Source organism: Allomuricauda sp. ANG21 (genome assembly GCF_040705235.1).
Classification (GTDB): domain Bacteria; phylum Bacteroidota; class Bacteroidia; order Flavobacteriales; family Flavobacteriaceae; genus Flagellimonas; species Flagellimonas marina.
Genome location: NZ_JBFCVT010000002.1, coordinates 693,288 through 707,450, shown reverse-complemented (window position 1 = coordinate 707,450; position 14,163 = coordinate 693,288). Strand labels below are relative to the sequence as shown.

Below are 14,163 nucleotides of genomic sequence, written 5' to 3'. Positions count from 1 at the left end.
CAAACTTCTTTCCTTTAAATGAGTCATACATAATTTACCCATATTCCACTCATTATTCAACGACAAAAGTTGTAATGCTATTGGGTGGCAACATATATAAAAATGCCTCTATGCTTGATTCAATATCAACCGTTTCTTGAACCTCTAGATTTTCGGAAGAACTAGTGATATAAGGAGTAACGCTGGTGCTCGTCGTTCCAGTGATAACAAACTGCTGTTCTTTGTTTTGGCCTGATTCGTTAATGGCAACGATCACAGTTTTTCCTTCGCCTGAATAAGCACTTACAAATACATCGGTTTGCGGATTTTCATCAGCATCGATTCTTGAATATCCGGGCCGAATGAACTTTGAAAAGTTGGCCATTACATAACCTCGCTTGGTTACAACTCCGTCCGAGGTACCTTCTTCTCCGTCGCCTATGAAACCATAATACCGCTTACCATACCACCAGATGTAAGCACTGTATTGGCCAATTACCATACAGTTATGAATCTCCTTTCCAACCAGCAGGGCATCTGGCCACAAATTTGCGCTTCTGTCACTGGTGGTGTAATGCTCGGTCATCCATAGTTCCTTTCCTTTTTCCAGAGCCAACGGATAAGGATAATCTTGAACCTGTGTCCCATAAATGTGGCCCCCAACAATATCAACATTTGTTTCTGCTTGTGGGTCATTCAGCATTAAATCTGTGTGCTCGTGCCTAAATTGAAAGGATTCTGGGGAAATGACCTTGGCATCGGTAATAAGTTGCCCATAATCCCTAACAAAATCCCGTACTTGGGCAGCTGTCCAATCACACGATTCATAACTCACCTGATAATCCCCTTCATTTTGAATACCGATTGCATCAAGAGCGGCACCATTAGCTTCCATATATGCTGCAAAATCATTTAGATAATTTGCGTAGTCCTCATAAGATTCTGGTTTTAATGATCCACTGACCAAATCATTATTTGTCTTCATTTCTGCGGGTGGGCTCCATGGTGTGGCCATGATTTTTGCTCCCCTAGCTGTTGCAAGTCGTGCGTGTTCCAACTCAATACCTCTTGCAAAATTATCAGTGGCTACCCTAATTCTCAAGATTGATAGCCCAATTTGCCCCTCTTCCGTTCCAAATAATTTATCCATATCGGACGCACCCAGTGGTTCATTCAGTCTAAAAACGGTTGCAGCACCAAAACCGCTTATGTTTTGTTCAACCTCTGCCAGAGAAATTATAGAAGCATCAGACTGTAAAACTGTAGGGTCTGTTGGATCAGGTAAAGGTGTGGGCCCTCCAACTTCATTGGTGTCGTTGCTACTACAATTGATATTTAGGATAACAATTAAGATTGTTGTGAGCTGTTTAATTTTTCGCATTTTCCTGATTAATTTTTGTATTCCAATCAAAAATTGCCCTTTGTAATCTGATTAGATTTGGACAATGGAATTCATAAGATTAGTGAATTTAAGTCGATTCTCAAAAAAATTATGCAACCGATTGCGTTTTCAGAATATTATGTATCTTTAAGACATTTAAATGAGTAACTAGTATATTCTTAAAGATATATTTACCAATTATAATGGACATAAGAGAAGCCAGCACATAGTTTACGATGTTGTAATTTCGGTGAAGACCGCTTTGCTTTTGGCAGGCGGTTTTCTTGTTTGAAAAAGCAACACAATATTCATAATCAATTCCTAAGCATGATTCAAAGAACCAATCATTATTTCATTGTAATAGCCTCTTTATTGCTAGCCGCTTGCAATTCAACCACAGATGCCATCCAAAACCCTAGGGAGCATATTTCAATCAATAAAGATTGGAAATTTTATAAATATGATTCCCATACCATTGCGGATGATTTATATTATGACGTCCGTCCAGAAGTAACAGATGTAAACGACTCAAAAGCCGCCGATACGCCTGCAACGGAAGCAGAAAAATTAAGAGCATCAGAAAAAGCATTGAAATCTTACATTTTGCCAACTGCAAATGCTTTTATAAAAGACAGCTCTAGACATTACATAAGACCTGAGGGAAATCCTGGGGTAGATTTTCCATTTGTGCAAAGCACTTTTGATGACAAAGACTGGGAAGAAGTTACTATCCCTCACGATTGGGCCATAAAAGGTCCTTTTCAAGAAGGTGATAACGCTGAAGTCACTGGTGGAATGGGACGCTTACCGAGTAACGGAGTGGCTTGGTATCGTAAAAAAATTGACATTACAAATGCCGGTAAAAACAAGTCCGTTTTTTTAGATGTAGATGGAATCATGTCATACGCTATGGTTTGGTTAAATGGTAATTTAGTTGGTGGTTGGCCTTACGGATATAATTCTTGGCGACTGGATTTAACGCCTTATCTTAATTTTGAAGGTGACAACCAATTGGCCATTCGTGTGGACAATCCCAACCATTCTGCACGTTGGTACCCCGGAGCTGGCATTTATCGCAATATTTGGTTGACCAAGACCCATAAAGTCCACATAGCACAATGGGGAACAACGGTTTCAACCCGCAATGTTTCAGAGGATTCTGCGACAGTGGATTTTTCTGTTTCCGTGGACAATGATTCTGAAACAAGTGCCGAAATTGATGTGGTTACCGAAATTTATGCTGAGGAAGATAGTCTATCGGTAGTTACACTGCTACCAAAAAAGACGTTGACGATAGCTTCCAAACAATCAAAAGAAATAACCAGCAAAGCAATCATTGAAAACCCCAAACTATGGGGTCCACTTCCAACACAAACACCAAACTTATATAGAGCCGTTACAACAATTTCAAAAAATGGAAAAGTCATCGATTTGTACAATACATCTTTTGGAATTCGCTCATTGGAATTTGACCCAAATCAAGGCATTCTGGTAAATGGAGAGTTGATTAAGATAAAAGGGGTTAATGAACATCACGATTTGGGCGCATTGGGTTCGGCATTTAATGTTCGAGCTGCAGAACGTAAATTGGAAATCCTGAAAGAAATGGGGTGTAATGCCATCCGAATGGCGCATAATCCACCAGCACCAGAGTTGTTGGATTTATGTGACAAAATGGGCTTTCTGGTCATTGATGAAGTTTTCGATTCTTGGGAACGTAAAAAAACGCCACACGATTTTCATTTAATTTTTCCAGATTGGTATGAAGCCGATGCCCGGGCCATGGTACGTCGCGATAAAAATCATCCATCCATAATCATGTGGAGTTATGGCAATGAAGTTGGCGAGCAATACACTGATGAAGCGGGTGCTGAAATAGGAAGGAAATTAGTTGAAATAGTAAAAGATGAAGACCCCACACGTTTAACCACAAGCGCCATGAATTGGGCAAAATCCGATATGCCATTTCCAACGGTTATGGATGTAATCAGTTTCAATTATCAAGGTGAGGGTATTCGGCAAGACCCAGTTTTTGACACGGTTACAAATCGCATAAAGACCAAGCCACAATATGAGCCTTTCCATAAAAAATTTCCCAATAAGGTGATCTTGAGCAGCGAAACAGCTTCCGCGGCCAGTAGTCGTGGAATATATCTGTTTCCCGTAACCGATAAAATAAGTGCCCCAATGTTAAATGGAAATGGCAAGGATGACAATATTTCGCAAGTAAGTGCGTATGAGCTGTATGCCGTGGATTTTGGATCTTCGGCTGATAAGGTTTTTGCTTCACTCGATAAACATCCGTATTCGGCGGGAGAGTTTGTTTGGACCGGATTTGATTATTTGGGCGAACCTACCCCCTATTATAATTGTAGAAGCTCCTATAATGGCATTATTGATTTGGCAGGTTTTCCCAAAGACAGATATTACCTGTACCAAGCCCGTTGGCGGCCCGATCTGCCCATGGTACATATTTTACCCCACTGGAACTGGCCTGACCGAGTTGGTAAGGTTACGCCAGTGCACATCTTCACTTCTGGTGATGAGGTAGAATTGTTTCTCAATGGTACATCACTTGGAAAAAAGAAAAAAGGAGCATTTGAATACCGGCTGCGATGGGATGATGTGATATATCAACCAGGGGAATTAAAAGCGGTTTCTTACAAAAATGGGAAAGTTTGGGCTGAAGAAATAGTAAAAACTACTGGTGTTCCAGCAAAACTAGAGGTGGAGGTGGACAGAAATACCATCAATTCAGATGGCTTGGATTTGGCCTACATAACGGTAAGGGTGCTGGATAAAGATGGAAAATTTGTGGCCAACGCTGAAAATGAAATTGAATTCACCGTTGATGGTCCAGGAGCGTTAATTGCGACCGATAATGGAAACCCATGTGATATGACCGAGTTTCCCTCATCCAAAAGATATGCCTTTAGCGGAATGGCCTTGGCAATTGTAAAATCAAAAAATGGCCAGCCCGGCACGATCAAGGTAACGGCAACCTCAGATGGATTGGAGTTGGCAATCGTTGAAATTGAGAGTAAATAAATTTACTCCCGTTTAGCGGGGTGCTTTTTGATACTCCAAAAATTTATTGGCCCAAGGGATAAAATGTTTCATGTTGGGCCAATCAGTATGGCCGCCATCATGTTGACGCCATGCCAATTCACCATCTAACATATCAGTATTGTACGGTGGCATTTCTTCCTGCATGTAATCATTGGAAACGCCAAGGTCTTTTGCTCCCAATAGTTTAAAGACTTCCCCGGCAGCAATGGTGGCCATATAGCTCCCTTTCTGGTCCAACCAATGGGCATCTCCTTGTTCCGGGATGCCGTAACTTATAAATGTGGGTCTTGGTGCACAGAGTGCAATCAACTGATGGGAATCCACCGGAAGATCACACCCTGTTTTGCTACCAAAACTTGCCTTGGCAGATGCATATTTCATGTAATTTCCGGCCATCCAATGGGAAGCTCCCATTCCTGCAAGATTTTCAACGGATTCTCCATAGCTCCTCCGATGCAAGGTTGCTCCACCTTTCCCAGAAGAGCCAATCAAACCAGTAGCAAAACGTTGGTCAAACGCCATGGTCACCAAGGCCGCTTTCCCATAACGAGAGACACCTTCGATTCCCACTTTTTTCGCATTTACCAATTCATCTCCTTCCAAGTAGTCTAAAACACGGCTGGCGCCCCATCCCCATGCGCGTAGCGCTCCCCACTCATCGGGTTTACGCGGTTGCCCTTTATTCACTAAACCAATAATTCCATGTGTCAAGCCTGCTGAATTATCGGCTTGTATGCTCGATGGGTCAAGTGTGACATAACCCCAACCTGCATTCAGCAATTGTTCTGTTGAGGGAAGGTCACCTTCGGGCAAGGGTTCCCAGAAATTTGGTCCGGGCAATCTTGTAATGGGACTGTATGCTGGGTATTTGTCAAATATTGCCTTTAGTTTCGGGTCATGCTTGATCATCAATTCCTTAAAGGAGGTATTGAGCGTTTCCATATCCTCTTGCGAAGGTTGCGCCGGGGCAGGAAACGAAGGTCGCCCGAACATGATCAAAACGGGCACTGGCCCCTCAACATTGGCTGGAACCACCAACATGGCATTGATATCCACATTTATGGAAGGATAGGAGCTGTTGTCCACATGCCCCACCAATTGCTTTACAATCACCGGTGTCCTACGGACAAACTCCTTGTCCTCCACTTTTACAGTCCATCTCACATTCGGAATATTGTCCGGCAATCGACCATATACCTCCCGTTCAAAATCCTCAACCAGTTCTGGACGACGTATGTTCCACCAATCATTTGCATCTTCTACTTTTTTGCCTTTTTTGGTCACCAATACCTCTGGTAATTCTGGGCAAGGGTCCGCTTTGGACTGATCATAGTTGGCGGCATTTTCGGCGGACTGGTCAGGAGTCCGGCCACGTCTTAGCTCGGTTATGCCCAGTTGCTGCATCATATTTTCATGATTTATTCTCCCAAATCTATCTATGCTGTCTCGCTCTTCTGGAGATAGAAAAAATTGCGCATTTCCATAAAAGCCAGTGAACATGAGGATGAGTACAAGGTAATGTGATGCCTTCATTTTAGTTTGTTTTTGTCTTGGATTGATATGCTTTTACATTCTTGGCCACCTCAATAAGTGGTGCGGTCCATACTTCGGTATCGTGTTCTTTTAAATATTCCAACAGTTCTTTGTGGGCTTCCAAGGAAACATCCATGGAATGTTCTCCTCCCACACCATGAAAAAGAAGGATCAAGAGAGAATTGGTTTCCACTGCTTTCTTTACCATTCCGATCATCTCATCACCCGATGCGCCCACAATGGCATAGCTGTCCATGCTATAAAGGTCTACTTCATCAATGGTATGCATTTCTGAACGCACGGCCCTGGCTGCTACCAAATCATCCTTGAGTTCATCAATGAAAAAATCATCTCCGTTTACGGTAAAATCACCACAGGTATAGGCAAAGGTTCTTTCCTTTTTACCATCCAAAGCTTCAAGTAGGGTGTTGTTGATTTTGATTTCATCTACCATACGTTGAACGGTGTAGGTAGCCATGTCATAATCTGGTTTCACCCATGGTCTGCTTTCCTTGCCGATACAAGGATGAAAAATGGTATGATTGGCCAATTCATGGTCATTCCATGTGATTCGTTTCCAATCGTTTAACCGATTTCTGAAGGCTTCGGAAAACGTGGAGACATAAAATGTTCCTTTTAAATTCAGGGAATCCAGTAAAGGAACCACATTGTCCAAATGAACGTTCAAGGCATCATCATAGGTAAGGATGACTGCCGCCTTCTTCCCTTGCCAAGGCAATTGGTTCAGTTCTTCATTATCAAAATTTTGAAAGGGAGATGCTGGCAATCCTTCTTTGTTGTAGAGATTAGCGCCTCTGGGGTTATCTGCCCAAGCATAACGAACATAAGCTGGGCGAGGCACCTCATCGCTTTCTACCAAAACCGTGTTTCCAACGATTTGGGCATCTGCCCACACAAATTCTTGATCCTGTCCTGCAATTTCAAATCGATGTAATGGCTCACCATCATTGGACACCAATCCACTGCCAACGGAATCAAAATGAAGCACAATTTTATCGCCTTGGATTTCTGAGGATTTGAAAATGGGTCCTGAATGCACCACATCTTCACCATACGCCAATTTTAAGGCGCCCAGCGCCAATCGTTTTCCAACCCCTTCCTTGTTCAACGGATGAATGTCGTTCCATTCCCCTAAATCGATGATGACTGCCATAGCCGTATTGTGAACAGAGAGCGTCTTGAACTGCGAAAATCGGAGTTCCGCCCAATTGCTCTCCGTTGGTAGGTAATCCACATCTTGAAAGTTGGCGAGTTGCACCCATAGAAAAGGGGCATTGGGTTTATTGAATTTTTCACGCCAATCTTCAATCAAGGCTGGAAGATAATCGGCATAGGCTTTTGGTCGACCTGTATTGGATTCACCTTGATACCACAACATCCCCGTAATGGACATGTTGGTCAACGGGGCAATCATGGCATTGTAGAGGGCAGTAGGCTGGTTTTGTGCCCAAAACTGGTTGTAACTGCTGCCACCTCTTCTCCCTCTTCGAAAGGGTTTAAAGACTTCTCCCACTTTGTATTGCCACTCCCCTTTTAAATCAACGCTGATTCCATTGGCGGTAAGCTCATAATTTTTATCGGGGACAAATCCTCCTTTTCCTCCTGAATTCCTAACCCGAACCACAACAAGATTCTTCCCTTTCTTTAAAACACCTTCGGGAACGGTATATCTTCTGGGTGGGTATTGATAGGTTATGTTTCCTATTTTGGTACCATTCACATATACTTCATCGGCATCCACAATCCGTCCCATAAAAAGTTTGGCCTCGGCTCCCACCAGAGCATCAGGGATTTCCAATTCCCTACGGAACCATACCACACCGTTCAAGTCTCTTAAACCTTGGTCTTCCCAATATCCAGGAATGTAGTAGTTGTTCCAACCTTTAGGTTGATATTCATTTTCATACCATTTGATGGGACCGGTTAGACCCTTATCCTGAATCTCAGGTTGAACGTTTGGAGCAGGGGGTCTTGTAGTAAATTGGCTTGAATAGTTTTCATCCTTATTTTTTTGGATGGTTGCCAAGTTGTTGGGAAACTCCTTAAATCCGTCTTCACTGATCCACGCTTCAATGGGCGTACCCCCTACGCTTGAATTGATGATCCCGATAGGAACTCCGTATTTTTTATAAAGATCTTTTGCAAAGAAAAAGGTCACTGCTCCCATTGGCATGATATCTCCGGCCACAGCCGGTTTCCATTCTCCAGCGGGTAGGTCTTTTTCAGGACCTGATACGCTTGAAAGCGTTGGAATAAAGAAATTCCGAATTTCTGAATAGTTGGCATTGGTCACCTCATCTGGGTATTTTTCTTTGACCCGCTCCATTGGCGTAACCATGTTTGACTGCCCGGCTCCGAGCCAAACATCGCCAAAAAGAACATCACTCACGGAAATCTCGTTTTTGCCTTTAAATTTTATCGTGTAGGGCCCACCAGCCTTTTGTGGTTTAAGTTGAATGGTCCAATCCCCATTTGGGTCGGCAATGGTTTTGTGCTTTTTACCTTTAAAGGTCATCTCCACTTGCTCATTGGGTGAAGCCCATCCCCAAATCTTTATGTTTTCATCTCGTTGCAATACCACACCGTCACTAATCAGTCTAGGGAGTTTAATCTGGGCATTCCCTATAATTGTCAATAGGAAACCTGCGACAAGTAGTACGTTTTTCATAATGTTCTGTTTAGTATCAAAAAAACCATGATGAAACTTATAATCATTTCTTCATCATGGTTTTTAGTATTTCATCCTTACTATTTTACTCTGGATTTTCCTCATTAAGCCCAGCAACCAGCCCTCTATGGGAAATCTTCGTATTAAAATCATTGTCATAGAGCAAGGGCCAATCGGAACCTCCATCATACAACCAACTATCTTGATCGCGAAAGCCCCATAACGTTAATCCAAATTGCTGTGCCAACGGCACAATGGAGGTATAATAATAGCCTGCTCTTTGGTATTGGAATTCTTGTGCTGCAGCTCTTTCTTCCGTCAACTCCGTAATGTCATCCCCATAGTTCACTTTTACATCCAGCTCGGATATGTGGACCAGTAGACCTGTGTCCGATATTGCTTGGATGGAAAGGGGCAAATCCGATGAAGGCCAATCATGGTTCAGGTGCATTTGCATACCAATACCATCGATAGGAATGGAATTCGTGATAAAATTATTTACCATACTAATAATGGCATTTCTTTTGTCCACCTGTCCGGCGATGTTGTAATCGTTATAGAAAAGTTTTACATCTGGGTCGGCCTCCCTGGCCCACTGAAAGGCCTTCTCATGGAAATCGTTTCCTATGCGTTGCGTAAAAAGGGAGCTTCTTACCGATGACCCATCAAAATATTCGTTGACAACATCCCAAGAGGCTACTATTGGATTCCCATCGTCATCTTCTGCTTCTGCAAAATGGGCCACCGTAGCTTTCACATAGCCTTCCACTTGCGCTTCAAATTCCTCATCGGTTCCGGTAAAATTGTTCAACCAATTGGGTATGGATTGATGCCATATGAGTGCATGACCATGTACTCGATGTCCATTTTCCTTGGCATAGGCCACAATGGCATCGCCATCACTAAAATCATACGTGTCCGGGCCTGTGAACATATTGGCCATTTTCATATCATTTTCAGCCGTGATGCTATTATATTCAGTGTTCAATATCTGCTTGAAAGTTGTGTTGGCCGTTGAGGTGGAAGCTAATTTACTGGCGGAGACAATATTTCCAATCGGAAAGCTGGCAACATTCTTTAAATCTTCTGTGGCATCATAAACGAATGGACCTACAACAGGGACATCGTCATCATCGTTGTCAGGATTGTCATCATCAGAGCCTCCGGGGTCAATATCATCGGAAGGGCCACCAACCTGAGGACCGGTGTCATCACTTCCTGAGCTGCATCCCGCGACTACCAATAAAATCATTAGCATTACAATTTTTACTGTCTTCATTTTCTTAATTTTTAGCTATTTTTTATTTTTCTCGTTTTAATTTATTCCTGTTTTAACTTGTAGGCTATTCCTTGTTCCAACCCCCTGATTTCAGCCAGTCCTTTTAGCCTCCCAATCAAGGAATACCCAGGGTATTTTTCTTCACGTTCAAATGAATGGAGGAATCCATGATCAGGCCGCATGGGAAGTCCCTTTTTGTTTTTTTGCATCAACACCAAAAGTTTCTCCACAATGGCCTCCATGGGATTGTCCCCATTAAGGTGCTCGGATTCCCGGAACCGTTTACCTTCTTCCCGTTTGACATTCCTGAGGTGTAAAAAGTGGATACGATTACCATGTTGATCTATAATCCGAACAAGATTGTTGTTTGGATTCGCTCCCAAAGAACCTGTGCAATAACAAAGTCCATTGGCATTGATGGGTACTCCACTTAAAATTGCTTTGATGTCATTTTCCGTGGATACAACCCTGGGCAATCCCAAAACGGAAAAAGGAGGGTCGTCTGGGTGTATGGCCAATTGAACTCCCAACTTCTCCGCCACCGGCACCACTTCGGATAAAAAATGAATCAGGTTCTTCCGTAAATCCTCATCACTGATTCCCTTGTAGTCATCCAGTAATTCCAGCACTTTCTCCTTGGTGAAACTTTCATCACTACCGGGAAGGCCCAACAGCACATTATTGTAGAGTTTTTGTCTTTCCGTATCATCCAAAGTGTTGCCATAGGCAATGGCTTCATTCAACTTTTCCTGACTGTAATCTTCTTCAGCTCCGGAACGTTGCAACAAAAACACATCAAAAAAGATAAAAGCCCGTTCATCAAACAAAAGTGCTTTGGTTCCATCGATATTTTGATAGGCATGGTCCGTTCGGACCCAATCCAAAATGGGCATAAAATTGTAAGCGACCACTTTTAGACCACATTGGGCAATGTTCTCCAGACTCTTTTTATAATTGGCGATGTATTTTTGGCAATCACCCCCCCTTCGTTTAATGTCCTCATGGACTGGCAAGCTTTCAATTACCGTCCATTCCATGCCCGCTTTGCGGATTACCTCTTGCCTTTCTTGGATATCCTTTACCTCCCAAACATCACCAACAGGAATTTGATGTAGGGCCGTAACAATTCCCGTGACCCCACTCTGGCGAATATCGGTTAATTTAACCCCATCATGTGGACCATACCAACGCATGGTCTGCTGCATTTTTACCATATAGTTTTCATTTGTAATCAAAACCCGATACTGTTCCCTCCATCTATAGGAAGTACTGTACCTGTTACAAATTTAGCTTGCTCTGATGCGAAAAAATACACTGCATCTGCTATGTCCTCTGGCATTCCCATTTTTCCCATGGGGGTTCTTGAAAACACCTTTTCCTTTCTTGGCGGGTCCGAATCAAGGGCCTTTGCCGTCATTTTGGTCTTGATAAAACCAGGTGCAACACAGTTGGTTCGAATATTGTATTGGGCCAAATCCACTGCCATGGCCCGGGTCATTCCCTCAATTGCCGTTTTGCTGGCCGAATAGGCTATCACCTTTGGCATACCGTATTGCGCTGCCATGGAACTAATGTTGACGATACTTCCGCCTCCGGTTTCCTTCATTTTTTTGACAACTTCTCTACTTATGGCAAACACACTGAACACATTGGTCCGTAGAATTTGTTCAAACTCGGCATCGGTCACATCGATGAAATCCTTTTTCATATTGATTCCGGCGTTGTTAACCAATACGTCAATGTGTCCTTCTTTTTTGAAGATATGCCCAACTATTTGGGGAATTCCATCAAGATCGGTCAAATCAAAGATTACCGGAACGGCGTTTTCGCCCAATTGTTCGCAAGCTTCTTCAGTTCGCTCTTTGGTCCGGCCTATGATATAGGTTTTGATTCCATGGTCGCAAAACTTCTTTGCGGTGGCAAAACCCAATCCCGAATTGCCTCCGGTAACTATGGCTACTTTTTTATCCATTAATTTGTTTATAAGGTTAGTTCCATGTAGGCCGGATGCCCGGTGCAAATGGATATTTTAACGATTTGTAATATTCCAATGTATGTTTGGGGGCTTCCATCTCTTTGGGAAATTCCATTTTTGAAAATGTCTGGAAGTAAAGCATACAAGCATCTTTCCACCATATGGCTTCTTTAAGCTGAATGTTCAGCAGCATGGAAACCTGATGATGACGGTTTTTATCCACATAAGGCTCCATGGTCTTCCATGTTTTGATCATACCACGAACTTGATCTACGCCCTCTTGGTACTTCAATCCCAATCCATCCCAAAGGGTACGTCCATTTTTTAAGGTATAATCCCAAGGCAAATGATGGAACCATAGCAGATATTCTTCGGGACATGTTTCTAGGTCTGTGAACATTTTTTCTACTTCAGGCGCGTATTGCGACAAGGCATCACTTCCTGTTCTTGTTCTATCGAAACCTATACCCTCACTATCCGCTTTGTGATAATACACTGGGTTCCATTCCGGTCTGGAAAGGTTGTTCACCCAGGGTCCAGGGCCGTAATGATGGCCCGTATCAAAAATATGGTGCAACCCAAGCGGGTTCATGTAGTTGACTACAGCTTCTCTGGATTCAATCATCATTTGTTTTACAGGCTGCACAAATTTTTCATCGTTGCTGAATGTAAGCCTTAGCCATTCATCAGCAATATTCTCCGAAGTCATGTATGGATTCCAGGCCAGTCGCCCAAATCCATACCAATCAGCTTGACCAAAGGGGTGACCTGTCCAATTGATGTCATTTCCCACATTGGATACCCCTGCCATCCCTGTAAGTTTTTTGTTGTTCAATGAACCGTCAATCACCTTGGCCACCAAAGACCCTTTTCCTTTTCTATAGGTATCGGACTGCAGAACTTCTTCAAAAAGTTTGGGTAGGAATACTAAATGTGTGGCAAATCCCAAATACTCTTTCGTAATTTGAAACTCCATCATCACTGGCGTGTTGGGCATTGCTCCAAACAAGGGATGAAAAGGTTCCCTGGGCTGAAAGTCAATCGCTCCATTCTTTACCTGAAGCAAGACGTTACCCTTGAATTTGCCATCTTCTGGCAAAAACTCGGAATAGGCCTGTTTTGCCCTGTCGGTTGGGTCATGCTCAGAATAGACAAATGCCCGCCAGATAACCAAGCCACCGTAAGGTTCCAACGCATCAGCCATAAGGTTGGCGCCATCCAAATGACTCCTGCCATAATTTTGGGGGCCAGGTTGCCCTTCGGAATTGGCCTTCACCAAGAACCCACCAAAATCAGGGATCATAGTGTAAATTTCTTTAGCCTTGTCTTTCCACCATTGAATTACATTGGCATCCAACGGATCAGCGGTTTCCAATCCTCCTATCTCAATAGGCGCCGAGAACCTTGCGGTTAAGTAAACTTTGATGCCGTATGGGCGAAACACTTCGGCCAAAGCTTTTACCTTTTCCAAATACTGCGGGGTCAAGATTAGTGCATTGGCGTTCACGTTGGTAAGCACGGTTCCGTTAATACCCACGGAAGCATTAGCCCGGGCGTAATCAATATAACGTTGGTCAATAAATCCGGGAAGTGTATGCCAATTCCAAATGGAAAAGCCCGCAAATCCACGCTCAATGGTGCGGTCCAGATTGTCCCAGTGGTTTAATACCCGAATATCCACTTTGGGAATTTCAGTGATATCAAGATTTGACAAAGAGGAATTCATTTGCAACAAACGCAAGAAATTAAAAGTGCCATACAAAAGGCCAATATCTGCGTTTGAAGTGACCACCACATATGAGGCATTCTTCAATTGTACGGTTTTAATATTATATCCTTCACCGGAAAGGTCATCCATATTGAAATTACCCTTAAGCTCCTGTGGCAGTTCATTGTATTTAGAAACAATCAATTGGTTTCCCGTTCCATTGTATTTATGAAAAACCACTTCCGTGTCTAGCAGTCCACCAAGTCCCATTTTCAATTCTTTTTTAATCGCTGCATGTGTTTCTCCTGACCCTTTTAAATAAACCGATTGAATTTTGGACCGATATTCAGTTAGCAAATTCTGATCCATAACCTTGGTGTAATTCAACCAAAGTTCGTATCCATTTGACATTGAAAACGATGCGAAAGAAACAAACAGAAAGATGCCAAAAAAATACTGTACATTTAGTTTTATGGACTGTTTCATAATTTAGAATTTGACAAAAAAAAATCGATTAATTATTAAATCAATCAATTGCGCTGAGTAAAAT

Annotated in this window: 8 protein-coding genes; 1 reads left to right on the top strand and 7 read right to left on the bottom strand. The window is 42.8% G+C overall.

All coding sequences use genetic code 11. From position 1 onward, the window contains the following. Positions 1 to 52 precede the first annotated feature (52 nt). Positions 53 to 1,360 carry a glucuronoxylanase gene (locus AB1A65_RS05500; RefSeq protein WP_366586479.1) on the bottom strand — a complete coding sequence of 436 codons (1,308 nt, stop codon included), beginning with the start codon at positions 1,358 to 1,360 and terminating at the stop codon, positions 53 to 55. 327 nt (positions 1,361 to 1,687) lie between these two features. Between AB1A65_RS05500 and galB the strand changes: the two genes are divergently transcribed. Next, positions 1,688 to 4,408, top strand: a complete 2,721-nt coding sequence (galB, locus tag AB1A65_RS05495) for a beta-galactosidase GalB (RefSeq protein WP_366586477.1) — start codon at positions 1,688 to 1,690, stop codon at positions 4,406 to 4,408. A gap of 12 nt (positions 4,409 to 4,420) precedes the next feature. On the opposite strand, the gene AB1A65_RS05490 is transcribed toward galB, so the two are convergent. The 6 genes from AB1A65_RS05490 to AB1A65_RS05465 all read right to left on the bottom strand — a co-directional run bounded on the left by AB1A65_RS05490 (position 4,421) and on the right by AB1A65_RS05465 (position 14,099). After that, positions 4,421 to 5,962: an acetylxylan esterase gene (locus AB1A65_RS05490; protein ID WP_366586475.1), complete on the bottom strand. Its 1,542-nt coding sequence runs from the start codon at positions 5,960 to 5,962 to the stop codon at positions 4,421 to 4,423. Between the two features lies 1 nt (position 5,963). Further along, on the bottom strand, positions 5,964 to 8,651 hold the full coding sequence (locus AB1A65_RS05485; RefSeq protein ID WP_366586472.1) for a sialate O-acetylesterase: 2,688 nt from the start codon (positions 8,649 to 8,651) through the stop codon (positions 5,964 to 5,966). 85 nt (positions 8,652 to 8,736) lie between these two features. Beyond that, the gene (locus AB1A65_RS05480; RefSeq protein WP_366586469.1) at positions 8,737 to 9,930 is read right to left on the bottom strand and encodes an endo-1,4-beta-xylanase; all 1,194 of its coding nucleotides are present in this window, start codon (positions 9,928 to 9,930) and stop codon (positions 8,737 to 8,739) included. Positions 9,931 to 9,971: 41 nt separating this feature from the next. Continuing rightward, entirely contained in the window at positions 9,972 to 11,144 is a 1,173-nt protein-coding gene (gene uxuA, locus AB1A65_RS05475) for a mannonate dehydratase (protein WP_366586466.1), read from the bottom strand. A 17-nt stretch (positions 11,145 to 11,161) separates the two neighbouring features. After that, positions 11,162 to 11,902, bottom strand: coding sequence for an SDR family oxidoreductase (locus AB1A65_RS05470; RefSeq protein WP_366586464.1), 741 nt, complete (start codon positions 11,900 to 11,902; stop codon positions 11,162 to 11,164). Positions 11,903 to 11,918: 16 nt separating this feature from the next. Further along, complete coding sequence (locus AB1A65_RS05465) at positions 11,919 to 14,099, bottom strand: alpha-glucuronidase family glycosyl hydrolase (protein WP_366586462.1); 2,181 nt, start codon at positions 14,097 to 14,099, stop codon at positions 11,919 to 11,921. Positions 14,100 to 14,163 lie beyond the last annotated feature (64 nt).